General features: G+C 68.7%; 19 protein-coding genes and 8 pseudogenes. 14 read left to right on the top strand and 13 right to left on the bottom strand.

Annotated elements, in window-relative coordinates; all coding sequences use genetic code 11:
• Both KVT45_RS48480 and KVT45_RS48475 read left to right on the top strand, forming a co-directional pair.
• On the top strand, positions 1-983 hold a 983-nt coding region (locus KVT45_RS48480), incomplete at its 5' end, for a rhodanese-like domain-containing protein (RefSeq protein ID WP_217559066.1).
• Between the two features lie 247 nt (positions 984-1,230).
• Positions 1,231-2,016, top strand: coding sequence for a sulfite exporter TauE/SafE family protein (locus KVT45_RS48475; protein ID WP_217559064.1), 786 nt, complete (start codon positions 1,231-1,233; stop codon positions 2,014-2,016).
• A gap of 86 nt (positions 2,017-2,102) precedes the next feature.
• Here the strand turns inward: KVT45_RS48475 and KVT45_RS48470 are convergent.
• Positions 2,103-2,735: pseudogene (locus KVT45_RS48470) on the bottom strand (IS110 family transposase); the annotation flags it as partial.
• Between the two features lie 160 nt (positions 2,736-2,895).
• Here KVT45_RS48470 and KVT45_RS57130 point away from each other — a divergent pair.
• The 3 pseudogenes from KVT45_RS57130 to KVT45_RS48465 form a co-directional block, all read left to right on the top strand.
• Positions 2,896-2,988: pseudogene (locus tag KVT45_RS57130) on the top strand (IS5/IS1182 family transposase); the annotation flags it as partial.
• 11 nt (positions 2,989-2,999) lie between these two features.
• A pseudogene (locus tag KVT45_RS57125) lies at positions 3,000-3,152 on the top strand (two-component sensor histidine kinase); the annotation flags it as partial.
• Positions 3,149-3,484 (top strand): annotated as a pseudogene (locus KVT45_RS48465) (response regulator transcription factor); the annotation flags it as partial. The pseudogenes KVT45_RS57125 and KVT45_RS48465, both read left to right, overlap by 4 nt.
• Here KVT45_RS48465 and KVT45_RS57120 read toward each other — a convergent pair.
• Positions 3,485-3,757: pseudogene (locus KVT45_RS57120) on the bottom strand (DNA-binding response regulator); the annotation flags it as partial. It lies immediately after the preceding pseudogene.
• 227 nt (positions 3,758-3,984) lie between these two features.
• Between KVT45_RS57120 and KVT45_RS48460 the strand changes: the two are divergent.
• Positions 3,985-5,802 carry a BTAD domain-containing putative transcriptional regulator gene (locus KVT45_RS48460; RefSeq protein ID WP_302832664.1) on the top strand — a complete coding sequence of 606 codons (1,818 nt, stop codon included), beginning with the start codon at positions 3,985-3,987 and terminating at the stop codon, positions 5,800-5,802.
• 194 nt (positions 5,803-5,996) lie between these two features.
• Here KVT45_RS48460 and KVT45_RS48455 read toward each other — a convergent pair.
• From KVT45_RS48455 to KVT45_RS48410, 10 genes and pseudogenes are all read right to left on the bottom strand, one after another.
• A pseudogene (locus KVT45_RS48455) lies at positions 5,997-7,130 on the bottom strand (IS110 family transposase); the annotation flags it as partial.
• A gap of 314 nt (positions 7,131-7,444) precedes the next feature.
• Positions 7,445-8,029 carry a DJ-1/PfpI family protein gene (locus tag KVT45_RS48450; protein WP_217559037.1) on the bottom strand — a complete coding sequence of 195 codons (585 nt, stop codon included), beginning with the start codon at positions 8,027-8,029 and terminating at the stop codon, positions 7,445-7,447.
• A gap of 23 nt (positions 8,030-8,052) precedes the next feature.
• Complete coding sequence (locus tag KVT45_RS58550; protein WP_368857568.1) at positions 8,053-8,463, bottom strand: inositol monophosphatase family protein; 411 nt, start codon at positions 8,461-8,463, stop codon at positions 8,053-8,055.
• A 44-nt stretch (positions 8,464-8,507) separates the two neighbouring features.
• Positions 8,508-9,569, bottom strand: coding sequence for a FomB family phosphonate monophosphate kinase (locus tag KVT45_RS48440; RefSeq protein ID WP_217559020.1), 1,062 nt, complete (start codon positions 9,567-9,569; stop codon positions 8,508-8,510).
• Complete coding sequence (locus KVT45_RS48435) at positions 9,566-10,192, bottom strand: hypothetical protein (RefSeq protein WP_217559018.1); 627 nt, start codon at positions 10,190-10,192, stop codon at positions 9,566-9,568. Before KVT45_RS48435 ends, KVT45_RS48440 begins: the two co-directional genes overlap by 4 nt.
• The gene (locus KVT45_RS48430; protein ID WP_217559016.1) at positions 10,189-10,521 is read right to left on the bottom strand and encodes a hypothetical protein; all 333 of its coding nucleotides are present in this window, start codon (positions 10,519-10,521) and stop codon (positions 10,189-10,191) included. The genes KVT45_RS48435 and KVT45_RS48430 overlap by 4 nt, the downstream gene beginning before the upstream one ends.
• A 271-nt stretch (positions 10,522-10,792) precedes the next feature.
• Positions 10,793-11,233 (bottom strand): RidA family protein, encoded by a 441-nt coding sequence (locus KVT45_RS48425; protein ID WP_217559014.1) that lies wholly within the window; start codon positions 11,231-11,233, stop codon positions 10,793-10,795.
• Positions 11,226-11,444 carry a hypothetical protein gene (locus tag KVT45_RS48420; RefSeq protein ID WP_217559013.1) on the bottom strand — a complete coding sequence of 73 codons (219 nt, stop codon included), beginning with the start codon at positions 11,442-11,444 and terminating at the stop codon, positions 11,226-11,228. The genes KVT45_RS48425 and KVT45_RS48420 overlap by 8 nt, the downstream gene beginning before the upstream one ends.
• Positions 11,445-11,933: 489 nt before the next feature.
• Positions 11,934-12,938 carry a Gfo/Idh/MocA family oxidoreductase gene (locus tag KVT45_RS48415; protein WP_308311103.1) on the bottom strand — a complete coding sequence of 335 codons (1,005 nt, stop codon included), beginning with the start codon at positions 12,936-12,938 and terminating at the stop codon, positions 11,934-11,936.
• A gap of 816 nt (positions 12,939-13,754) precedes the next feature.
• A pseudogene (locus KVT45_RS48410) lies at positions 13,755-13,937 on the bottom strand (IS110 family transposase); the annotation flags it as partial.
• Here KVT45_RS48410 and KVT45_RS48405 point away from each other — a divergent pair.
• From KVT45_RS48405 to KVT45_RS48390, 4 genes and pseudogenes are all read left to right on the top strand, one after another.
• Positions 13,937-14,191: pseudogene (locus KVT45_RS48405) on the top strand (transposase family protein); the annotation flags it as partial. The pseudogenes KVT45_RS48410 and KVT45_RS48405 overlap by 1 nt on opposite strands.
• Positions 14,192-14,896: 705 nt before the next feature.
• Positions 14,897-15,850 carry a hypothetical protein gene (locus tag KVT45_RS48400; RefSeq protein WP_217559009.1) on the top strand — a complete coding sequence of 318 codons (954 nt, stop codon included), beginning with the start codon at positions 14,897-14,899 and terminating at the stop codon, positions 15,848-15,850.
• Entirely contained in the window at positions 15,847-16,416 is a 570-nt protein-coding gene (locus KVT45_RS48395; RefSeq protein WP_217559007.1) for a hypothetical protein, read from the top strand. The genes KVT45_RS48400 and KVT45_RS48395 overlap by 4 nt, the downstream gene beginning before the upstream one ends.
• A complete protein-coding gene (locus KVT45_RS48390) occupies positions 16,413-17,735 on the top strand; it encodes a condensation domain-containing protein (RefSeq protein WP_217559005.1) in 1,323 nt (440 codons plus the stop codon). The genes KVT45_RS48395 and KVT45_RS48390 overlap by 4 nt, the downstream gene beginning before the upstream one ends.
• Before the next feature lie 248 nt (positions 17,736-17,983).
• Here KVT45_RS48390 and KVT45_RS48385 read toward each other — a convergent pair whose 3' ends face one another.
• Positions 17,984-18,172, bottom strand: coding sequence for a hypothetical protein (locus KVT45_RS48385; RefSeq protein WP_217559003.1), 189 nt, complete (start codon positions 18,170-18,172; stop codon positions 17,984-17,986).
• 21 nt (positions 18,173-18,193) lie between these two features.
• Here KVT45_RS48385 and KVT45_RS48380 point away from each other — a divergent pair, with 21 nt between their 5' ends.
• Genes KVT45_RS48380 through KVT45_RS48365 form a run of 4 tightly spaced genes read left to right on the top strand, consistent with a single transcriptional unit; the run spans position 18,194 to position 24,518 of the window.
• Positions 18,194-20,542, top strand: coding sequence for a peptidase domain-containing ABC transporter (locus KVT45_RS48380; RefSeq protein WP_217559002.1), 2,349 nt, complete (start codon positions 18,194-18,196; stop codon positions 20,540-20,542).
• Complete coding sequence (locus KVT45_RS48375) at positions 20,526-22,076, top strand: class I adenylate-forming enzyme family protein (RefSeq protein ID WP_308311102.1); 1,551 nt, start codon at positions 20,526-20,528, stop codon at positions 22,074-22,076. The genes KVT45_RS48380 and KVT45_RS48375 overlap by 17 nt, the downstream gene beginning before the upstream one ends.
• The gene (locus KVT45_RS48370; RefSeq protein WP_217558999.1) at positions 22,073-23,311 is read left to right on the top strand and encodes a type III PLP-dependent enzyme; all 1,239 of its coding nucleotides are present in this window, start codon (positions 22,073-22,075) and stop codon (positions 23,309-23,311) included. The genes KVT45_RS48375 and KVT45_RS48370 overlap by 4 nt, the downstream gene beginning before the upstream one ends.
• Positions 23,304-24,518, top strand: a complete 1,215-nt coding sequence (locus KVT45_RS48365) for an acyl-CoA dehydrogenase family protein (protein ID WP_217558997.1) — start codon at positions 23,304-23,306, stop codon at positions 24,516-24,518. The genes KVT45_RS48370 and KVT45_RS48365 overlap by 8 nt, the downstream gene beginning before the upstream one ends.
• Positions 24,519-24,590: the final 72 nt, after the last annotated feature.

Below are 24,590 nucleotides of genomic sequence, written 5' to 3'. Positions count from 1 at the left end.
CGGATCCGCGGGTCGCGCTGCGCGAGTACGACAAGCGGCGCCGCGCGGAACTGCACGCCGTCCAGGCGGCGGCGCGCCACCAGCATGCCTCCGCGCACAAACTGGCGGCCTCCCTGCCCGACGGGGTGCAGATCTGGCCGACGCACGGTTTCGGTAGCTTCTGCTCGGCTACCCAGGCGTCCGGTGACTCGGCGACCCTGGGCGAGCAGAAGCAGAGCAACCCCGCGTTGACGCTGGCCGAACACGACTTCGTCGAGCAGACGTTGGCGGGTCTGGATGCCTATCCGGCCTACTACGCGCACATGGGCGTGCAGAACACCGCAGGGCCCGGGCCAATGGACCTGCGCGGGCCCGTCCGTGCCGAGCCGGAGGAGCTGCGCCGCCGCCTGGCGGGCGGGGAGTGGGTGGTCGACCTGCGTTCCCGGAAGGCATATGTGGTCTCGCACTTGGCGGGCACGGTCCGCCTCGGGCTGGATGGACCGATGGCGACATGGCTCGGGTGGATGATCGACTGGGGTGCGTCGATCACGCTGCTGGGAGAGTCCCGGGAGCAGGTCATCCGAGCGCAGCGCGAACTCGCGCGTATCGGCATTGATAAGTTCGCCGGTGCGGCGGTGGGCACTCCGGAGGAACTGGCGGCCGAGCCCAGCCAGCTGCGCAACACTCCGACAGCCACGTTCGCGGATTTGGCTGCGGCGATGACCGGTGAAATCGACGGGCTATCGGCGCCGGAGGTGGTGCTCGACGTGCGCAACAACAACGAGTTCGCCGCCTCCCACGTCGAGGGTGCGATGCACATCCCGCTCTACCAGCTCAAAGACCGGATCGGGGAGCTCCCAGCAGGCTCGGTGTGGGTGCACTGCGGCAGCGGCTACGGCGCGACCGCAGCCGCGTCGCTGCTAGAAGCTGCTGACCGGGCGGTCGTGCTCATCGACGACCAGTTCAGTGTCGCCGCAGCAGCCGGCGTGCCCATGACCGGCTGAACCTGATGCGGGCGGTCATCGGTCCGCTCGTGCTCACCGACACCCCGGCAAATCGCTCGAGTGGATTGCCGGGTTCGTCGGTCCCGGGCCGGGATTCGCCGCGCTGATTCACCACGGTGGCCGGACCCTTCTCCAAACACCCACCAGCAAAACGACCACGACCGCGGGCTGCCCCCGCGAGCACGTGTACGGCGACGACAGACGTAGTGAGATAGCTCAACCGTCGGGATAAGAGGTTTCGTTGTTCTTGGCAGCTACGTTCGGTGCCGCGATCGGACTGGTACTGGGGCTGCTCGGCGCGGGTGGCTCGATCCTCGCCGTGCCGGCCCTGGTTTACGGCGTCGGGCAGCCCTTGCAGACTGCGGTCCCCACCGCGCTGGCCGTTGTCGCGATCTCCTCGGTGGGCGGCCTGTTGCCTCGCGAGCGGCGCACCGCGGTGTGGTGGTCGGTTGCGTTGGTCTTCGGCGCGGCCGGCATTCCGACCGCCTTTGCTGGCACGGCGCTCGGGCGGTTGATCCCGCAACGCTGGCTGCTGCTGGCCTTCGCCGTACTCATGGTGCTCGTCGGGGTCCGGATGCTGCGCGGCGAGGCGAGCCACGTCGATGCCTGCCGCACCCCGGAAGGCGGGATCAACTGGCGTACCTGCCTGCCCAGGTCATTGATCGCCGGTGCGCTCGTCGGCGCGCTCACCGGTCTGTTCGGCGTCGGCGGCGGTTTCGTGATCGTCCCGGCCCTGACCCTGCTGCTGGGTCTGAAAGCGCAGCAGGCAATCGCCACCTCCCTCGTAGTAGTACTGATCAACTCGATGGCCGGCCTCATAGCCCACGCCAGCGCGGCCAACAGCATCGACTACGGGGTGCTACTGGTGTTCGCTGGCACGTCACTGGTGGTGTCCATTGTGGCCGCTAGGGTGTCGACGAGGTTGGACCCGATCACTGTTCGCCGCTGGTTCGCGTACGCCGTCCTCGCAGTCGCCGTCTTCGTCGCTACAGCCGCTACCGTCAATCCGTCCGCCCTGGGAGGGCGTGGCTGATCGAGAACTCACTGAACGGAACCGGAATGCAGCCGCGCTGAATGTCGCAACACTTTGAGGAGGCGGTCGGTCTCGGCCTCGATCCGGCGCTGGCGGCCGGCTTGCGTGACGGCGGCCTTGACCTTGCTGCGGGCGAGCTTGGCGGCCTCGGCCTGCGTGGGCGCGATCGCCAGAATCGCGCGAGCCTCTCGCGCCAGTAGCCTCTCGCGCTTGTCGGCGAACGCTTCGAGGACCGCCGGGTAGTACTCGCGCAGGTGCGAGCGCAGGCGGTTGTGGGCACGGGTCCGATCCCAGACGGCGTCCTGCTGAGCTCTGGCGAGGACGGCGATCGCCTTGACCAGCTCAGAGTCGCCCGGCAGGGGCCGGTGGAGCTGTGCATCGGTCCGCAGGATGTTCGCCAGGACGACGGCGTCCTGGTGGTCGGACTTTTTGCGGGAGACGGTGTGCCGGTCCCGGTAACGTGCCACGGCCATGGGGTTGATCGCGAAGACTCGGCGTCCGGCGGCCCGCAGGCAGGCCACCATGAGCCCGCGCGAGGTCTCGATTGCGATCGGGATCGGATCGTCGGGAGTGTCACCGTGCTCGGCGAGCAGATGCAGCAGGTCCTGGAAACCCGCCGCGTCGTCTGTGACCCTGAGCTTGCCGAGCAGGCGCCGTCCGTGGCCCCAGCTGTTCCCAGGGTCCTCGCTCTCGTGAAGAGCTCCACAGCTCCGGCTGATCAAGAGGTGGCCCTGGGAACGGCTCGAATCACGGCACGCTACGGCGGCCGAGTCCCAAGCGGCAGGGGCCGCGCACGCGTCACTCTTGTCGACGCACTCAAAGCGCGGCATACAGCAAGACATCTCACCCGGCCCCTGCCCAGAGCTGATCGAACTACCAGCCCTCAACGCCTATTAGGCGTACGGCTCCCGCGCGAACCGCTCCTATCTGCGGCGACGCAAAATCCAGTGCACGATTCCCGAGAAGCGCGACCCCCCGACACCGTTGGATCGGGATACGGCCTGATCGGTCTGCGGGAACGCGTCACCGCCCTCGGCTGTCACCTCGACGCCGGGCCCGCAGGGTCGGGCGCATGGCGGCTGGCCGCCCGCGTCCCCCACCCTTCCAGTATCGGACAGAACGGCGACCCCAGGTGATCCGAGCCATGATCGTCGACGACGACGCCCTGGTCCGCCTGTGCCTGGCCGACCTCCTGGACTCGGCCGACGGCATTGAGGTGGTCGCTCAGGCTGTCTACGGCCTTCATGCGGTCGAACAGGCCACAGCGCAGCGCGTGGACGTCGCCTTGGTCGACGTACGGATGCCCCGCATGGACGGCATCACCGCCATCACCCACCTGCGGGCGCTTCCCCATCCTCCGAAGGTGATCACCCTCACCACCTTCGACCTCGACGAGTACGTCTACAACGCCCTGTCCGCGGGTGCTGACGGGTTCCTGCTCAAGGACACCGACCCGGCCGAAATCCTGGAGCCGTTCGCCGATGTCGTTGTTGGCCAGTCCCTCAGCCATGAGACACGAGGACGGCACGCTGGCGCCCCAGCCGATCGGCGAAGCGCACGGCCGAGGGCTCACGTGCACCGGCGTCGAGGTAGCCGTGCACCACCGTGCGGGTGATCCCTGACGACAGCGCGGGGGCGCCTTGGGGCAGCGTTCGTACGAGATGGGGGGATGCTCGGGGTCGGTGCCCTTGAGCAGGAATCCCGCCGCACCGGAGCGCAGGGCGGTCGTCACGTATTCGTCGGTGCCGAAGGGGCGCCTACCGGGTCCCCGTGGTCGTGCTCTCCGTGACGCTGCCTGCTGCGCGTCGGCGTCAGCTGGTGGCGCACCCGTGTAAGGCACCAGCATTGAGGCTAGATGGGCACATTTGGCTGACCTCGAGGGCATAGTTTTGTTGCCCAATTTTTGCTACCCGGCAACATGCCTTGCCGTCAGTATTTAAGCGCAGTTCACCAGTGCAAGGACAGTAAATGGAATTTCGAATCCTAGGGCCAGTTGAAGCGGTTAGCTCGCAAAAGATCAGGTACTTGGGAAACGGCCGACAGTGCAAGCTCCTCGCAATGCTCTTGATTAAATTCGGTCAGGCAGTCAGTCGTGAACGCCTAATTCATGCACTGTGGGACGATCCACCACCAACCGCGCCACGACAGCTGCACAACGCCGTTGCCGCACTCCGCCGTGAGCTTACCGACCTTGGCGCTCCACCCGGTCTTATCGTGACGGAAAACATCGGCTACCGAATCGTCATCGAGCCGGACCAACTGGATGCCGAAATATTTACGCACAAAGTACGTGAAGCCAGGCGCGAACAAGAAAAAGGAGACTACACAACGGCGGCGAAGCTGCTCCAGGACGGTTTGCAGCTGTGGCGTGGCCCGGCACTCTCAGGTGTGGAAGGACAGATCTTCAACGCCGCGGCTGCTGAACTCACCGAGAAACGCCTGTCCGCCGTCGAGCGCCTGGCCCTCCTGCGCTTGGAAATGGGCGATCACACTCTGGCAATCGACGAGATGACTTCCGTGGTGACGGAATATCCGCTACGCGAGTCACTTCTGGGCAAGTTCATGCTGGCCCTGTATCGCGCCGGACGCCAGTCCGATGCGATCTACTCTTTCGAGACGGCCCGAAAAGTATTACGTGATGAAATCGGCTTGGATCCGGGCACCGAGCTTCGCCGACTACATGAGCGGATATTGCGCGGTGACCCGAGCCTCCTCTCTCCAGGAGTATCGGTCAGCACGCCGCAACCGACGCTCACCGATCCGCGACCGCCGGCCGCAGCATCCCTCGCCGTCGTCAACAGATCTAACCTGCCGTACGACACGGCAGATTTCACAGGGCGTCACAGCGAGATGGAACAGCTGCTGAACATGGCCCAGCCCGAGGCGCGCGCAACCACGACCATTTTCGCCCTTACCGGAATGCCAGGCGTGGGAAAGACCGCACTGGCGGTGCATGCAGCCCACCTACTTACTGAGCAAAAGTTCGATAAATGTCTGTTCGTTGATCTGTATGGCTATACACCTGGGCGCAATCCCTTGAGTGCTGGTGAAGCGCTAAAGCTCGTGCTCGGCAGTACCGGCATACCTGAGCACGAGATTCCAGCGGAACTGGATGCTAAGGCCGCCATGTGGCGAGCGCAAGTCGGAGGCAAAAAGATCTTGTTGGTGCTCGATAACGCGTCCGACGCCACTCAGGTCCGCCCCCTCATACCGGCGACTCCAGGAGGTGTCGTTCTAGTCACCAGTCGCCGACTCCTATTCCTTAACGGCGCCATCCCGCTTCCGATCGATCCGCTACCGCGCCCGGACGCAATCGAGCTGTTCACCAGGATAGTAGGGTCCGCACGCGTTACAGAAGTGAACGCCGTTCGCGAAATTCTGAAACAATGCGCATATCTGCCACTGGCTATCAGAATCGCAGCAAGCCGCCTGCAGCATCACACTGGCTGGACCGTCGAGCACTTTGCCGATCGACTTGTTCGCCCTGCCGCTATAATTTCAGAACTGAGTTTTGCGGACCAAAAAATCGCTGCGGCTTTCCACACATCATACGCGAGATTGCCTCAAGAGCAACAGAATCTCTTCATGTCGATCGGCCTGCGTTTCAGTCAAGAATTTGACACCGACCAGGTCGCGGAAATGCGAAATGTGCCCATACACGAGGCCGAGGCGACCCTGGAGGGGCTGTTTGAGGAGAACATGATACAGCAGGCCCTGTCGGGGCGTTACTACATGAATAACTTGCTGCGCGAATACGTTGTTGAACGCTCGGGAAGCTGCAAGTAACTGAGCGTTTTCAGTGTGGCCACTGATCGAGTGGCGGGGCGGTGTGAGGTCGGGGTGCGCAACGGACAGGGCTCCCGTGCCGTTGAGGGAGGTGTTCGACGTCTCGGCTCAGCAGCACAGGAGCCCTGTTGGTTCCGTATCCTGCCGCACTCGACCTGCCTCACGCCCTGGTCGAGTGAGTCTCAATGATGGTGTCAAGCCGATTGAGGGGTCGGTGGGGTGGAGTTGAAGGGCCTCTTGTCACGGAGCATGGCGCATAAAACGTCGACTCGGCAGCGTGCGAGGGCGAGCAGTGCCTGGACGTGGATCAGTCCTTCGGCACGTTTCTTGAGGTAGTAGTCCCGAGAAGGGCCGGGGCGCATCATGGCGGTTTGGGCAGCCATGTAGAAGACGTGGCGCAGGCGGCGGTGGTAGCGCTTGGGCCGGTGGTGGTTGCCTGTCCGGCGGCCGGAGTCGCGCGACACCGGGGCCAGTCCGGTGTGGGCGGCCAGGCGGCCGGCGTCTGCGTAGCTGAACAGGTCTCCGACGATGGCGAGGAACTCGGCCCCGAGGATGGCGCCCATACCCGGCAGGGATTCGATGATTTCGGCGTGCTCGTCGAGGCGGAACGCTTCGCGGATCTCCCGGTCGGTGTCTTTGATCCATTCGTCGAGCATGAGGAGCTGGTCTGCGAGGTCGCACACGAGTTTGGCGGCTCGCTTCTCGCCCGGCAGAGCTGTCACCTGGGACTGGGCTGCCTCGACCGCGCGGGCGGCGACATTGGCTGCGCTGCGGACCGCGTGCCGGGCCAGCCAGTCCTCGAGCCGCTTGGCGCCGGTCCGTCGTAGGGCGTCAGGGGTCTGGTACTCGGTCAGCATGACGACCGGTCCCTTGGCCGCTGAGTAGTCGAAGGCCCGCTCCAGAGCAGGGCAGATGCCCACCAGGACATCGCGCAGGCGGTTGATCAGACGTACCCGGTCGGCGACCAGGTCGGCTCGGTGGCCGGTGAGCAGTTGGAGATTTGCCACGGTCTCGTCCGGGAGGCTCAGGGGTGTGAAGTCCTGGCGCATACGTGCGGTGTCGGCGATGGCCAGGGCGTCCTTGGCGTCTGTCTTCCCTTCGCCGCGGTAGGCGCCGGACATTCGGTTGACCGTGCGTCCAGGCACGTACACCACGCTCTGACCATGGGCGATCAACAGTGCGAGCAGCAGCGTCGAGACCCGGCCGCAGATGTCCACCCCCCACCGCACCTCGTCGGCCATTTCGCACGCTACCAGCATCACGTCCAGGATCTCGTCCTCACCTTTGACGAATTTTCTCGAGAACACCTTCTCTCCGCCGGCATTGACTCCGACCGGGGCCACCTTCGACGGCCGTACCTTCCCCGCGACTGCTGAGGGCTATCGCCAACTCGTCTCCTGAGCACGCTCATTCGGCATGGTGTGACGTGCCGGCATCGAGTGCACCAGCTCCTACGGAGCAGCTCTGACACGGCACCTGCGCACGGAAGGAACGTAGCTGACGACTTGTCACCTCCGGAGCGCTTTCCGTGGTGCCGCACAACTGCATCACGGCGCTCGCCGCCCTGGGCACGGCTCCGCTACCGGCCCTCGGCGTGCGCCGTGGGGCGGCGACGTAGGACGCGGTCCGCGCCGACCGCGACTCAAGTCGCCGGCGGCGGCACCGTCTCCATACGCTCCGAGACGCACCGCACGCACCACGGCGTGAAACGTCGCAGCACCTCGAACGCGATGTCCACGGCCTTTACCCCGCGTCCCGACAGGCCGCCGGCACTCACCAACTCCGGTTCTCTGACAATGCCCTGACTGATTTCCGCGAACGTCAGGGGCCGCAGCAGATCCCTCTTGTTCCGGTGGATGGCGCACCGCGCCACTCTCACCCCGGCGGCGGCGACCACGAGCGCCCCGGAGCACACCGAGAATAACGCCGTCCCCCGCCCGGCCGCCCCGCGCACGGCCTCCGTCAGCTCCGGCGCTGCCGCTGCCCGTTCGGCCCCCCGCCCGCCGGGCACGACGAGCGCGCCGCAGGAGGCCAGGACGGCGAGCGGCTCGGCACCCGTCATCCGCAGGCCTCCGGAGGTGCGGAAGTCCGCTGCCGGGCCCGCCAGCAGCACTTCCAGTTCACCGCCGTGCAGAACGCATCGCGCTGCCTTGGCCAGCGGGCCGTAGACCCCGGCGAGATCCAGCTCGTCCACGCCCTCGTACGCCAGCACGGCGACTCGTGTCATCCTGGGGCCTCCTCAGGGTTGGGTCAGGACCCGAACGAACTGTTCGTGGATGCGAGATGCGGCGGCTGAGCAGTTTCCGCCGAACAGGTCCGGCGGGACGTGGGCCGGCTCCGTGCACCAGACGGCTGCACACCCTGCCCGCTTCCCGCAGGACCGCGGACGCCGAGTGAGGCGGAGCGCCGGATATCCTGGCATTGGGTCAGCCGCGCGCCCCGGCCGCGCAGCGCGGCGAACGTCTCGCCGAGGAACCGCGCGTGCACGACGCCGACCTCTGCGACGCCGTGCGCGACGGAGACGTACAGGTGCCCGCGCACGCAGTTGGCCGTCCCGTCGATCGGATCGGCTACCCACATGGGCGCCCGACAGGTCGGCCGACGCCCAGTCTCCCGGCAGCACGGACTCTTCGCACAGCAAGCCGTAGCCGGGGAACTCATGCCGCAGGCCGGGTCGGCGGCAGTGTGAGGGGGCATCTGGTCGCTCACTCCGCCAGTCGTGCCAGCGTTCTGTCGCGTACGGCGGGGTCCAGCATGTCGGCGTTGACGTACAGTCGGCGCGTGCCGGCGACGAGTTCGCGCATGCGCCTCTTCATGTCGGCGTACGCTGCCCCGTACCTGCGAAAATCGTAGTCGAGGTGCGCAAGCACGTCGTCCTTGAGGCCGTACGTGCCGATGGCGAAGGCGAACAGGTCGAGGAAGGCCTCGAATGGCTCCTCGTCCACCTCCTCAAAGCAGGGGGGCCGGTCCAGGGCGTAGTCGATGATGCACAGGTTGCGGATCGTCGCCCGCCCGACCGGCTCGCGGCCGAAGATCAGCCCGGGATCGAGCCGGAACTCGTTGGCGTCGAGGTGCTGTTCGAGCTGTCTGGAGTCGATGATTTCCGCGAAGCACCGGTCGCGGCGTATGCGCATGGCGGACGGCACCCCGTAAACGATGTCGTCCCGTGTGAGCACGTGGGTGTTGCTGAGGAAGTCCGCACCCGCCGCGCAGGCCTGCGTCAGGAAGACGGTCTTGCCACCGCCGCCCCGGCCGAACAGCAGGCTCGCCCCGAAACCCGGCTGGACGAAGGCGGCCGCCTTCAGATGAACCAGATCGTGGTCGACGGCGTGGATCGTCAGCAGGTGCTTGGTGAAGTACGGCCAGATCGTGCGGTCGAGGCGGCGACCGAAGACATAGATCCGGTTGCCGCGGGTTGCGAGGTGGGCGGGCGGACCGTAGTGGTGTGTGAGGTAGAAGCCGCCACGGAACCGGTCGGCGCGGAACCCGCGGTCCGCCAGGGGGTCGAGCAGGTCCGGGTCGATGGGGTCCTCGTCCAGGTCGACGCAGACCACCTCGTAGTCGCACTGCTCCTCGGCCGCCAGGCCCTGCGCGAAGCGGCTGAAGAACCCGTAGCCGGCAAAGGCGGCGAGGTTGCTGGAGATGCGCACACGCAGCAGGTTGAGGTCGACCACCGCGCTGGACCTGATCGTGTACCGCCCCCGGAGCGCGGCCTCGACGTCGTCACGGACGCCCGCGCCCGTCGCGGCGGTGGTCGGTGAGGTCATACCGCACCCGCTTCCGACGTCGCGCGGGAGCGGTCGAGCGCCCGCCCCACACCAGCGGTGAACTCACCTGGGGCACGCTGGTAGAGCTCGCTCAGGTCGCTGACGTCTGGGCCGAGGACCAGCTCGTGCACCGCGCCGGTGAAGCCGACGCCCCGAATCCGGCCCACGACTGCGGCCACGTACTCGGCCACTCCGCCCGGAAAGGTCTGCGCACTGTCCGCCTCGACCTGGACGAAGATCTCGGCCACCGGCAGGTGTGCGAGCGTCAGCGCGTCCCAGTGGTCGGCGCCGGGGATGCCGACCGCGGGCAGCCCGTGGTGCCAGGCCGTCCAGCAGTCCGACTCGCCCTCGACCACGATCTGGTACCCAGCGGTGGTGGCGTACCCCAACCCCTCGGGCGTGCTGTACGCCACCACGGGGGCGTCGTCGCCGGGCAGCCAGGACGAGCCGCCCGCGCCGCGGACGCCGGTGCGCAGCCGGGTTCGGCCGGCGGCGCCGGACGGCGAGACGTAGCGGAACCGGACTCCTTCGGCGCTGTCGCTCAAGCCGAAACGCCGCAGCGCGTCGGCCGGGAGGTGCTTGGCCTCGGCGAGCCGGGCGACGGTAACCCGGGGGTGCGTCATGGTCCCTCCTGCTGTTCTCGGTTATTCGTGGTGATGTGCGGGCCGGACGGCCAGGCCCGGCGGCCGACGTCAGGGACGACCGGTACCGGTACGAACCCCTCCGCCCGCACGGTCCTCAGCAACACGGCGACATCTCGGGCGGCGGACGGTGTCCGGCCGCAACACCAGAGGACGAGGCGGTGCGGCTGTTCCACGATCTCCACACCGTCGACACGCTGGTGGCGTAGGTTGTCGGCGAGCTTCTCCAACTCGCCGGAGCGGACCATGCGTCCGCCGTCCAGCAGCGAGCCCCCGCCGTCGTGGGTCAGCTCGGAGCCGCAGATGAGCATGCCGTTTCTTCCCTCGCCGCTGGCGGGACGACCCCGGCCGGTGCCGAGTAGCTCGGCGAACCTCGGAGTGTGGCGGACGGGATCTGCGCCGGGGTGTTGAGGGGCTCGGTGTCGGCCGCGAGCCGGTCCATCTGCGGTCCCAGTCCGTCCCGGATCTCGTCCCCGGTGCGCTCCGCCGGCATGCCACTGGACGTCGGCCGCGGGGTCACCAGGTCATAGTTCACGCCGGACCGGGCCGCGATCCCTCCCGGACCGGTGCTCATCGGCGCCCTCACCCCCGTCCATGTACGACGGCCACGCCCGAGATCTCCACTAGGTGGTCGGCAACGGCGAGCGACGAGACCTCGACGAGGGTGCTCGACGGGGCTGCTCCGGCCTCCGCGAGCACCTGGTTGCGCACTGCGGAGACAGCTGCGAAGTCCCCCATGTCGGCCAGGTAGACGACCACGCTGACGAGGTCGGAGAGGCTTCCCCCGGCTTCCTTCAGCACCTCCGCGAGCAGGCGGAAAACCGTCTCCGTCTGGAGGGCCGCGTCGCCGGCGCCGATGACGCGGCCCTCGGCGTCGCTGGAGACCTGGCCGCTGACGAACACCAGGGACCGGCTGCCGTCGAACGGCACGGCGATAGCGGGGGAGTATCTACCGATGGGCAGGGTGTGGCCGGCGGGTTGGACCACAGTGCGTCCCAGGCGGGTCTTGTCGGCATCAGGCATCGTTCGGCTCCTCACGTGGTTCCTCACCGGGCCAGTACGGGAACATGCCGAAGGTGGAGTGCACCGAGGAGAGCTGGATCTCCCGGATCTCGACCCGCGTGGGCAGCGCGAACAGCGTCGCCACCACCTCGGCCATCTCGGTCATGTGCAGCGCGTCCGGCGGGGTTCCCGGGCGCCTGCCGCAGAAGTAGGTGTCCACCCGGCTCGGCACCAGCGCCGTGACTCGTACGCGTGACAGGCGCCGCGCCGCGCGAAGGAGTTGTACGACGAGCCGGAGGCGAACCCGATGACCTGGGCCCCAGGCGTCGCCGCACGTACGGCGTGCACGCCCGCACCGTGTGGAAGTCGCGGTCGAGGTTGCCGCGGCGGTACGGGCCTACAGGATCAGACGGTGGCCCGTCTCCGCGAGGGCGAGGGCCACGGCCCGTCCGATGCCCCCGGCTCGCCCCGGTGACCAGCACCCACTCCCCGGAATCGGGTATTTTGTGCCGATCAATGTCGTAGGCGGCCACGAGCTCGATGTCGTGCAAGGCGATCCCGCCGATGACGGGACGGCAGATACCGGGCAGGGTGTCCGCGGAAACCCTCTGCGCGTCGAGCCCCACGTAGTGGCGAACCCCCTGGGCTGGAGCGGAGAGGTTGTTGCCGACGCCGACGACGGCGATCCTGACGGGATAGGGCATGCCGAGCCTTCCGTTCCCTAGCCGAGTACCGTCGGTGAATGGCCAGTTGCCACATCAAGAAGGCGCTGAGCGGCGAGTCCGTCCGTGAAGTCCGGGACGTCGGAGCAAGCCTTGGCATCGTCGCGGGCGAGGAACCCCGCGTACGGGTTGGCCAGTGACCCCGTCGGCCAGGTTCTGATGCTGTCGGCCCCGGAGGAGCCCAGCTGCCCGGCCCCGGTCTCCGGCCATACCTCGGCCCAGGCCACGCACGAGGTGCCGGAGATGGTCACGCGCATCCGGCGGCAGCCGCGAGTGACCCGCGCGACGGAGACCGTCGCCGCCAGCCCGCCCGGTGACTGGAGCAGCACTGACCCGGCGTCCTCCGTGTCGCCGGCCAGACTCGTGGCCCCAGAGCGCCGGACGTCCCAGAGCACAGAGGAGGCCACTCCCCGCACCTCGTACTCCTCGCCGGTCAGCCAGCGCAGCAGGTCGAACAGGTGGACTCCCTGGTCGGCGAGTGCCCCGCCCCCGGCCTGGGCCCGGGTGTGCCGCCAGGGGAAGGGCGTGGTCTGGTCGGCGAGGAAGTCGTGCTCGAACCGCAGATCGGCCTGGAGCATCCGCCCCAGTCGGCCCGAGGCGACCAAGTCGCGCAGCGCGCGGAAGCAGGGGTGCCAGCGCCACTGAAACATCGTCATCGTCGGCACTCCTGCCGCGTCGGCGGCCCGCACCATCGCCTCGGCCGCCTTCGCGTCCAGCGCCAGCGGTTTCTCACAGACCACCGACTTCCCCCGCCGTAGCGCACGTTCGACCAGCTCGGCGTGTGCGTACACCGGGGCGGCGATGACGACGACGTCCGACTCGCCCTCGATCGCGTCCCGCACGTCACCGCTCACCCACGGCACGCCGTGCACGGCCGCAACCTGCCGGGCGCGCTCGCGATCCGATCGGTACACCAGCACGTCCGCGGTGACGTCCGGGAACTGAGCGAGCCATTCGAGATGCTGGGCACCGAATCCGGCACCGATTACCGAGACGCGTAGAATGGTGAACTCCTCCTGCTTCTCCGTGGGGGTACGCGGAATTGTCAGATGGCGGCGCGTAACGAAGGAGATACCCGACGGGGAAATCCCGTTGTGTGTACCGGATATGATGACGCTTTGTAGCCCGTTTCCTCTGTCGAAGACATCGCTACCGAGTTCTGCAACTACGCTCTCAGTTCACAACGGGCGCAATCTCATGAGCAGTTGGATGGATCGATCGGCACGAAGCCGCAAGTAATTCCGCTTCGGTTACGAAGGAAGATCACCTGCAGAGGCGGATGCTCTGCCTGCTGCGGAATGGCCAGAGAAGTCTGAGGGGGTGAACGTAACCGCCAGCGCGATCGCGGTTGATCATAGGACCACGTCCATGCGCATGGCAAGTGTGTCCGTTGGAACCGAACGGCGACGGCAGAGTACGTACACAGCGCCATAGCAATCCGCGCCCGAAAACGTTTCGCTTTCAGCGACTGGCGGATGAGCCGTCTCCCGTGCGCCGCCGTCGTGCACACCCTCGGCAGCAGGCGCCGGTCGCATCCCTCGCCAGGCTCTCAGCGCCGGGCACAACCCCTGCCGCAACCCCCTGAGCGCACACGGCCCCCGTCCACAGCACTGCCGGCCTCGCGATCACCTCACACGCGTCGACCCGAGTGGTCCACGGGCAGGTCGTTTTCGACCGGGAAACCGGTCGACCTTGTGTGGCCAAAAGCGCTGATCCGGCGATCACTGGCCGCCAAATGACAGGGGCTGTGGCCACGACGTACAAGGCTCCTGTGCCGTTGGGGGAGGCGTTCGAAGTCTCAACCCGTCGGCGCTGGAGCCTTGTGCGGGGGCGAGCAGTGCTTGGACGCGGATCAGTCCTTCGGCGCGTCTCTTGAGGTAGTGGTTCCGGGAGGGCCCGGGGCGCATCATGGCGGTCTAGGCGGCCAGGCGGTCGGCGTCCGTGTAGCCGGACAGGTCTCCGACGATGGCGAGGAACTCGGCCCCGAGGACGGGGCCCGTACCGCGCGCCCGGTCTGCTGCGCTCCCTGCGCGCGGCAGAGCCCGAGTTCGTCCTGCTCGACGGCACCCTCACCGAGTGCGACCGCCTCGGCCACGGCCGAGCCGACTACCCGGCCGAGCACCGTCGGCATGGGGTGAACGTGAAGGGGGTCACGGACCCTCGCGGCGAGGTGTTGTGGTTGTCGCCGGCCCTGCCGGGGCGCCGCCATGATCTGACCGCGGCCCGTGCCCATCGGATCATCAGGATTTGCGAGCGCCTGCCGTAGTCGGCGGTCTCGCGCCGGGCGTGCAGTGCATCGGCAGTCGTCACCGCACGCGTCGGGCCGAGGCAGCGTCACACTCGGCAAGGTCGGCAAGCCCGCCGAACTCCTGCAACCGCCGTGGCTGCCGCACTGGAGGGTGAGTGCGATGCACTTGGGATGGCTCTTCAATGTAACAACAATCAATAATGAGCGAATATCCCGACAGCAGCGATACGCAATTCAGTCCCGAGGTGAGCGAGAGGCGTTGAATCAAAGAAGCCATGGCGCATTGATTGATGACGGCAGCCAGGATCCTGGATCCGCTTGTAAGCAGACATCCGCGGAGAGCACAGAGGGACAGTAAGGGGTCTCGACGTCACTGGCATTGACAGCCTGTTCCCCGAGTGCGTTCAGACCGTGGACATGGCTTCGAGGCGATCCAGTCTCTCGCCTCCGGATGCTTCCGAAACCAGGAGGCGCACTGTTAGGAGTGGGCGGCTATTTTTCCCGTGATCAGTTACCGGGGAGTGGTCCGCCAGGTCGGTGCTGCGCCGACTGTGATACATCGCAGCGTCGTGTAAGGAAGGATATTCATATGCCCCCGGACTGGCGTGTCGACCACTCCAAGTCCTGCTTCAATATTTCCGACCGCCAATGTCTGCGGTCACGTGCGGCGGTACGGGGAGAGTCCCAGTGATTTCCCCCATTTTGCCCCGCGCCGTGTCTGCTGAGCAGGCGCTGGCCACCGTCGGGCTGACCGTCGGGGACGTCCTCGCCGGGACTGGTGACGCCCTCGCGGACGGCCGTGCCTATCTTGTGGGCTCGCTCGCCTCCGGTCTGGGTAACGCCGGCAGCGACGTCGACATCCATCTGCTCGTATCCGGTCTGGACCAGCAGGTGCCCGCCGCCCTGCATTTCGTCCGGGACGTGGCCGTGGACGTCGAGGAGTACCCGGCGGCCTGGGTTGACCGGATACTCGCGGCGGCCGCCGAGCACACCGCCGTCCTCGGGCAAGCCCCGTGCGAGGTGGCCCTGGGACGGTCCATCGACCGGTACACATTCCGCTGGGTGGCGCGCTGGGTGCACGCCGCACCGTTGCTCGACGGAACTCCGCCGGTGTTCACCGATGCCCAGGTGGCCTGGCTGCTGCCGTTGGCGGTCCGGGAGGCGATGGATCAGATGCTGCTCGCCCAGGCGGCCGCCGAGCTGGCCGACGAGGTCCCTGACGGCCAGCTGCCGGAGGGGGCCCGCACCTATCTGTGGCAGCGGGCGCTGCGGCTGCTGCTGGAGGTCCGCTGCCGGGCCGCCGGTGACGTGACCACCGGGGACAAGTGGCTGCCCGCCCGAGCCGCCCGCCTGGGCTTCGACCTCGGCGGTGCTCCGTGCCGGGACGGCTACCGGCACGCGGTACGGCAAACGCTCGGCATCGCGGTACCGGACGTCCGTCTCGCAGTGGCGGTACGCCCCGCGGCGGACAGCAGGCGGGCCAAGCTGGCCGGCCGGGAGGTTCTGGTCAATCGGCACGACCGGCTGCTGGGCGATCCGCTGGCCTGCGAGGGGCTGCTCGGCACGGTGCTGCGCGAATTCCCGGCCGAACGGGTGCTGGAGGGCGTCCGGCGCGGCGAACTGGACTTGGTGGTGGACGCCGACGGCTTCGAGGGAGTCCTGCGATGAACGTGTTCCCCGAGCCGCCCGGCGGACCGGCGGACGGTGCCGGCACCGATAACTGGGGCGGCACCGACATCTGGGCAGGCGACGGCATCGACGCGCAGTGGGCCGTCACTGACGGCGGCCAAATGGCCTGGCGGTATGCCCGGTCCGTACAGTCCCCGCTCGTCGATATCGACGCGGCGCTGAAGGACGGGGCTTGGGCCGTGTCGATCGAGGCGTGCGCCACGGCGCTGCGCGGCATCTTCTACTGCCGTATGGTCGGCGCCGGTTTCCGAGGCATCACCTCCGTCCCGGAGCTGCATCTGCGGCTGGCGGCCGATCCTTCCCCGGTCGCAACGGCGCTGCGGGAGCTGCCCTGGTCCGGGACGGTCGACGAGGCACAGGCCCGCGCGGCGGCCGCGGTGGTCGCCAGGCATGACGCGGAGCTGCGCCGCATCCTGCCGTTCGAGCTGCCGGAGATCCGTACGGCAGGCACCCGCGGGCCGACCATCCGGCTCACGGCGGAGATCAGCCGATGGCGGGCCGAGCGCAAGCTGGGGCCGGTGGACTGGAACCGGGCCGCGCTGTGACCTCGCTCCCGGAAGGGTTCGGCAGGCACGACGAAGAGCCGGAAGGACCGCTGTCGTTCGGCCAGGACGTGATGTACGAGGTCGCCGGTCCTGAAGCCCGTAACAGGACGCTGCAAGCGGCGTTCGCGATCAAGGGGCCGCTGGACGTAGCGGCGTTCGCCGGTGCGGTACGGACGGTGGTGGAGCGCCGCCAGGCGCTGCGGGTCCGGATCGGGCGCGCCGCGGACGGCACCCCATGGCAGACGGTCCACCGGGCCGGTGACGGGCCCCTGTTCGCCCGGCAGGCCGTACAGTGCCGCTCCGAGGAGCAGTTCGCCTACTACGCGACTCGGCTGCGGACCGCGGGCATGAGACAGCCCTGGGACCTGGAGCGAGAGCCGCCGTTCCGGTTCCGGCTGCTGCGGTACTCGCCCGAGCACCACGCGTTCCTCGCCGACTTCCCGCAGCTGGCCCTGGACGCGTGTGGCCGGTCCCTGTTCGTGGGGGAGCTGTGGCAGTCCTACCGGGACCTGGTGACCGGCCGGTCCGGCAGTGACCCGGTGGCGGGTGACGATCTGATCAGTGCGGTGCGGCAGCAGCGGGAGCGGCAGGTCCACCGGTCCGCTGCCGTGGCCGGCGCCTACTGGCAGGCCAAGTGCGGGAAGTTGGCCCGGGTCCGCGAACGGCTCCGCGGCGACCCCGCGGAGCCGCTGCGGCAGCAGCTGGTGCGGACCCTGCGGGTGGACGGCCGGCGGCTGGACACGGTACGGCAGGAGTGCGAGGCGGCGCGGGTGTCGCTGTTCCAGCGGTTGCTTGCCCGGTTCGCGGTGGAGATGTGCCGGCTACGTCCAGGTCCGGAGCTGGAACTGGGCTGCATGACCGACACCCGGGAGGTGAGTGGTCGGCAGCTGATGGGCCGGTTCTCGCTCTCCCTGCCGCTGCTGCTGCCTGCCGTGCTGACGGACGGCGAAGCACTGGCGCAGCTGCGGGCGGAGCTGATGCGCACCATGCGGCACCGCCACATCAGCGGGGCGGACTTCCGGCGCGCTGCCGCCGGGCAGCCGCAGGTGCCGCCACGTGGTGCGGTCACCGCGCGTCTGCTGGAGCACTCGGCGAGCAACGATCTGAACAGGCTGTCGGAGACGGGCCTGACGGTGGAGCCCGGGGCCTATTCACCGCGAGCCGCCGCCAGTACGGGCATCGACCTGGCAGTGCACGACCACGGCAGTCGCGTGGACGTGGTGCTCAGGCTGGACAGCCGCGACTTCGCGCCGCCGGACGCGGATGCCGTGGCCCGGGGACTGGACCAGCTCCTGCGTTCTTCGGTTCCCCGGAAGTAAAAAACCGTGCTCGAGCGGCGGGCAGCCGCTCGAGCACAGTCATTTCAGGTTCGGAGGAAGTCCGATGCCTTTAGGCGCACTTGGCCATGACGTGCACGCCACTGCCGCCCACGATGTCGTCGAGGGCCTCGTCGGACAGGTTCTCAATGTCGATGACTTCGAAATCGTCCTGCATATCAGCACTCCAATGGAATTAGAGGGAGGTAACTTCTGAGCTCCTTCAGCCTATACAGGCGTAAGATCCGCCGTCAAGAAATTAAATCATTCCAGTCGCGGCAATCGGCGATGGCACGGAATTGGCGTAGTTGGAAGGTGAATGCGCCGAACCGGATAAAAAAGCCTTTCGCCTCTTTGTCGTGTCCGGAAAACTCAAAAGTATCGTTGAGTCGAGAAATGCGAGCAGGAATCATGGCCGGGGCGAATGCGTTTCTCTGCACATCACGCGTCGGAGTATCCCCATGACGAACGAGACCAGCACCGAAGGCTCTTCCGCAGCGGTGACCGAGCGGCCCGGCCCCACGGGTGCCCCGCCCCAGGCACCGCGCTTCCGGCAGCAGGCTCGGGACGCGCGGGGCGCGTCCCGTGAGTCCGGGGCCGTTGTCGGGTTGGAGAGCCTGCGCCAGGCAGCGTCCGGCCCGCACCCACCGGTGTGGCAGCGACTGCGCGACCTCTTCGGTGCCGTGGGCCGCCGTCGCGTGCCGGTACGGCTGCAGTCGCAGATGAGCGACTGCGGAGCGGCGTGCCTGTCCATGACGCTCGCCCTGCACGACATCGAGGTACCGGTGACAGAGCTGCGTGCGGCCACCGGCACCGGCCGGGACGGGGCCTCCGCCCGGCTTCTGCTGGACGCCGCCCGCTCCTACGGCTTTCAGAGCCGCGGCGTGCGGGTGTCTCTGAAGGGGCTGCGCTCACTGCCCCCGGGCACGATCCTGTTCTGGAACTTCAACCACTTCGTAGTCCTCGAACACGTCGTCGGTGACCGGGTGCACCTGGTCGACCCGTCGCACGGGCGCCGACGCATGTCCCTGAGCGCCGTGGGCGACTCGTTCACCGGTGTCGCCCTGGTGATCAGGCCTGGTCCGGAGGTGCCCGCCCGAACCGGCCGCGGGCGCCGCGGCGGTGACAGCCCATGGCAGTACCTGCGGATGTTCCTGCAACCCAGCCGACGCTGGGTGTGGTTCACGCTGTGCTCGCTGCTCCTGCTGCTGCTGAACCTCGCGGTCCCGCTGGCCACCTCCTACGTCGGGAACATGGTCACCGGCGGTCGCAGCGCCCTGTCACCCGGATACCTCGCTATCGGCCTGATCGTGCTGCTGCTCGCCCTGATGACGTTCCAGTTCGCGCGCGCGATGTACTTCAATCTGATCCAGGCGTCGGTGGACGAGACCGTCACCCTCGGCATCCTGGACCGACTCCTCGATCAGTCCTACGCGTTCTTCTCCAGTCGCAGAGCCGGGGACCTGCTGCAGCGTGTGCGCACCAGCTCCCAGGTGCGCCAGGTGCTCTCGGCGTCAGCGTTCACCAGCCTCCTCGACGGTCTGCTGATCCTGCTCTACATGGGCCTGCTGCTCTTCGCCGACCAGCTGCTCGCGGGAGTGGTCATAGTGCTGGCACTTCTCCAGGTCGGTGTGCTCATGCTGTCCTGGCGACCGCAGGAGTACGCGGGTGCCGACGCGCTCGAAGCCCGTTCACTGGCCGAGTCCGAACTCGCCGAACTCATCGAGGGCATGCCCACCCTGAAGTCGGCGGCCGCCGAGAACGACGTGGCCAGGCGCTGGAGCAACACCCTCGCCGAGGAGTTGAACTCCCGGCTGCGCGCCCGGCGACTGCAGGCGGTGTCCTCCGCCGTGAGCAGCGGGCTCCAGACCGGCGCCCCGCTGGTGGTGCTGGCTGTCGGAGCACTGCGGGTCGCCGACGGCGCGCTCACCCTGGGCAAGGTCCTGGGCTTCAGCGTGCTGGCGATGGGCATGCTCGTGCCCCTGACCAACCTCGTCCAGGTGGGCCTCCAGATATCCGGGCTGCGCGCCGACCTCGCCCGCCTCGACGACATCATGCGCTCCGCCCCACAGCCGCGCGGCGAGCGCTACGTCCCCCCGGCAGCGACCGCGTACCAGGCGGAAGAGGCGTCGTTCGGCTACGAGTCCGGCCCCAAGGTGCTGCACGGCGTGTCCTTCTCCGTGCCGCCCGGTAGTTTCACCGTCCTGCTCGGCGCCTCGGGTTCGGGCAAGTCCACCTGCGCGCTTCTGCTCGCCGGGCTGCACACCCCGGTGTCCGGCCGCGTCCTGGTCGACGGGCAGGACCTGGCAGGGCTCGACACCGTCGGGTACCGGCGCTCGGTCTCCTTCGTGAACCAGGAGGCCCGGCTGTTCTCCGGCAGCATTCGCGACAACCTGACCTGGCACACCGACCGCGCCTCGGACGCCGACATCGAAGAGGCCGCCCGTACCGCCGGGATCCACGACACGGTGGCCGCCCTGCCGATGGGTTACGACACCATGCTCGGCCCCGGGGGAGCGGGACTCTCCGGCGGCCAGCGGCAACGGGTCGTACTGGCCCGGGCGCTGCTGCGCAAGCCGTCCGCCCTCGTCCTCGACGAGGCGACCAGCGCCCTGGACCCCGTCATGGAGCAGCAGATTCTCACCCGACTGCGGCAACTGGACACGACCCTCGTCGTGGTCGCCCACCGGCTGACCGCGATCGAGGAGGCCGACCAGATCGTCGTACTCGACGGCGGGCGCGTGGTGCAGCAAGGGCGGCACGACGAACTCATCACACAGAAGGGCCTTTACCGTGCGCTCGTCCGATGACCGCGGTGATCTCCCTGACCACGGCAACCCCCTTGAACTCGGTGCCCTCCCGCGGGACTTGGCGGCGCTCCTGGAGCGCGCCGTCGCACTCCACGGGCCGCGCCCCGCGGTGCGCGACGGCGACGGTCGATGGACCTGGGCCGAACTGGGCGCAGCCGCCCGTGGAACCGCCCGCTGGCTGACCGCGCTCGGCATCCGCCCCGGCGACCGAGTGCTGTTGGCGCTGCCGCCCGGCCGGGCGGCAGCCGCGGTCCTCTTCGGTGCCCTGCGCACCGGGGCCGCGATCATCCCGGTGGCCGACTCCAGCAGCGAGTACGAGCTGCGCCGGCTGCTGCTGGACGCCGCACCGGCACTCGTCGTCAGCACCCTGAACACGGTCCGCACGTCGGAGGCAGTGCGGGAAGAGGGGACGGCCGTGGCCGTGCCCCCGGAACCGGAACTGATGGCCGTTCAGGACGGCACGGACGGCTCGTCCCGTGCGGAACCGGACGGGACGGCCCTGCTGATCTACACCTCCGGCAGCACCGGCCGCCCGAGGGGCATCGTCTGCCCGCACCGGGCCGTCACCGCCGCCGCGGCGGCCATCGCGGACCGGCTCCGCTACGGACCGCGGGACGTCGTCTGGAACCGGCTGCCGATGACCTTCGACTATGGGCTCTACCAGCTGTTCCTGTGCGCGCTGTCCGGCGCCGAACTCGTCCTGCCGCAGGGCGCGTTGTCGGCCGGGGAACTGGTGGCGATCCGCGATGCGGGGGCCACCGTGCTGCCCGCGGTGCCGACACTCGCCACACTGCTGACCCGTCTGGCCACCCGCGACCGCCGTCCCACCGGCCTTCGCCTGATCACCAACACCGGTGCGGCGCTGACCGGTACGACCGCCGAACAGCTCCGGAAGGCGTTCCCCGACACCTCGCTGGTGTGCATGTACGGCATGAGCGAGTGCAAGCGGGTCTCGATAGCCGACCCCGACGAGGACTTGGCCCACCCTGGCACGGTGGGCCGTGCCCTGCCCGGCACCCGGCTCTTCGTGGTCGACAAGGCGGGACGGCCGCTGCCGCCCGGCGGGGTCGGCGAGATCGTCTCGGCCGGCCCCCATGTGATGGCGGGCTACTGGCACGCACCGGAGGCCACCGTGGAGCGGTTCCGCCCCGCCCCCGACGGCGTGGGGACCGCGGTCTACACCGGGGATCAGGGCTGCCTGGACGAGGCGGGACGGCTCCGCTTCGTCGGCCGCTCGGACGACCTCTTCAAACGACGCGGGTACCGCATGAGCACAGCAGAACTAGAAGACGCGATGCTGGACATCCCTGGAGTGACCGCCGCTGCCGCCGTCCCGCCGGACCCCGGCGGGACAGTCACGGTGTGGGCGGTGACCGACCTGGACGCCCGCGAGGTGCTGATGGGGGTCACGGACCGGCTGGGCCCGGCACGCACCCCCGACCGCTGCGTCGTCGTCCCCCGACTGCCACTCACCGCGCACGGCAAGGTGGACCGGGCGGCGCTGCGCGCCACGGCGGAGAGGGCGGCACGGTGACCGATCCGACGGAGCTGGCGCGCCGGTTCGGCACGCCAGCCTACATCTACGACCTCTCCGCCGTGCGCTCCGCGGCGCGCGCCCTCACCGCCGACCTCCCGGACGGCGCTGGACTGCTGTACTCGCTGAAGGCCAACCCGCACCCGGCGATCGTGCAGGAGCTGGCCGCGCTCGGCATGGGCGCCGAGGTTAGCTCACCCGACGAACTGCGCACCGCGCTGACCGCCGGGCACACCGCGGACCAGGTCCTTTACACCGGCCCCGGCAAGACGCCCGCGGAGGTCGCCACGGCGCTGGCCGCCGGGGTCCGGCGGTTCTCCGTGGAGTCACCGGCCGACCGGGACCGGCTCGCGGCCGCCTGTACCGCGGCGGGAGTGGACGCGGAGTACCTCGTACGGCTGAACGCGCCGCGAGGCAGCGCCGGCGGCTCGCTGCGCATGGCGGGCAAGCCCACCGCGTTCGGGGTGGACACGGCGGACAGCGCCGCACTCACCACGCTGCTGCGGCCCAGCGGACGGGCCCGGCCGATCGGCATGCACACCTTTTCGGCCACCAACATCGGTGACCCGGACGAACTCCTCCAGGAGTTCGAGCAGTCCCTCGCGGTCTGCGCGCAGGCGGCAGAGCGTGCGGACTTCGTCCCCCAGGTGCTGGACCTGGGAGGCGGCTTCCCGGCCCCCTCGGCGCGGCCGGGTGAGCTCACCCGCCACCCGAAGCTGGCCGACGGGATCACCCGGGCGCTGGCCGCGTCCTTCCCCGGAGACGACGCGCCCGCCCTCGTCTTCGAGTCCGGGCGATATCTGACAGCGGCCGCGGGCACCCTCCTCACCACGGTGGTCGACATCAAGCACAGCGGGGGCAAGACCTTCGTCGTTGTCGACGCCGGTATCAATGTCCTGGGCGGCATGGCCGGTCTGGGCAGACTGCTACGGCCCTCGGTACAGCCGGAGACAGCCGTGGACGGGCCCGGGGCCAGCAGCGGGGACGAGGCCCTGCCGGTGCTGGTCGGCCCCCTGTGTACCCCACTCGACGTTCTCAGCACCGCGGTACGGCTGCCGGAGCCGCGGATCGGACAGATCCTCGCCGTGCCGAACGTGGGTGCCTACGGCCTGACGGCGAGTCTGCTGGGCTTCCTCAGCAGACCCATACCGACCGAGATCGTGACCGACTCCGGAATGGTCCGGTCCGCACGTCGGCTCTCCCTCCGGGCCGAAGAGGTGAGTTGCGATGGCTGAACAAGTGACGGCAGACGGCGGAAACGGGCAAGACCGGCCCGCGCCCGGCCTGTCGGATCTGGTCGGCGTGCTGGAGACGTACGCAGCCGAGGTCGACCGCGACGCGCGGTTCCCCGTCGAGGGCCTCCAGGCGCTGCGTGACAGCGGCTACCTGGGCTATCTCGTGCCCGTCGAGCACGGCGGCATGGGCGGCGGTCTGGACGGGCTGGTGGACACCGCCCAGCAGCTGGCGGGCGGCTGTCTGTCGACCGCGATGATCTGGGCCATGCACTGCCAGCAGGTCGACGCCCTCGTCCGGCATGCCGGTCCCGCACTGCGCGCCCGGCTGTTGCCCCGGGTCGCGGCCGGGGAGGTGTACCTGGCCTCGGTCACCACCGGCTCCGGCACCGGCGGTTTCCTGCTGTCAGCCGCGGATCCGCTCTCCCGCGTCCCTGCCGACGGGCCCGAGGGTGCGCCCGGCCGTCTGCTGCTGGACCGGCACGCGCCGACGGTCACCGGCGGGGAGCACGCCGACGGCTACCTCGTCACGATGCGCGCCGACGATGAGGCCGCCGGCCACGTCGTGTCCCTGGTCTACGCCGACCGGCACGATCTTGTCGTCAAGCGTGTCTCGGACTGGAACGCCATGGGTATGCGCGGCACCGACAGCGCGGGCTTCGCCCTGCTGGGCAGCGTCCCCGACGACCAACTCGTCGGGGGGCCCGGCGAGTTCCGCACCGTCGCGGTGGACAGTACGATCCCGGTCGGCCACCTGGCCTGGAGCGCCTGCTGGCTCGGAGCAGCCCGCCGTGCCTTCTCCGGGCTGCTGCGGACCATCCCGCGCAGCGGTCGCCACGACACGTCCTCACCGCTGCTCCAGGAACAGCTTGGCCGGATCCGGCTCGATCTGGAACTGGTCAGCGCCTATCTGCACCGGGTACGGGAGGAAGTCGACGCCTGCCGGGCGGCGGGCGCGCGGACGGACGTCCCGGCGGTCCAGATCCACCTCAACTCGCTCAAGACCGCCGCCTCCGAGCTGACCTGTGCCGCTGTGGACCGGATGGTGCAGGTGGCGGGCCTGTCCCTGGGCTACCGTTCCGACGCGGCCCTGCCGCTGGAGCGCACCTTCCGCGATCTCCGCTCGGCCGCCCTGAACTACGCCAACGACCGGCTGCTGACGGCCAACGGGACCTTCACCCTGTTGGACCGGTCGGTCACTCTGCTGTGACCATCGGCCCACCCCGCTTCGGCGGGGTGGGCCGATGGCTCTCAGGGAGCGGGGGCAGGCCGGAACGCGCCG

The sequence above is a fragment of the Streptomyces sp. GbtcB6 genome (assembly GCF_019091475.1).
Classification (GTDB): Bacteria; Actinomycetota; Actinomycetes; order Streptomycetales; family Streptomycetaceae; genus Streptomyces; species Streptomyces hyaluromycini.
Note: the sequence above shows the minus strand (reverse complement) of the source record. Positions and strands in the feature narration are given on the sequence as shown.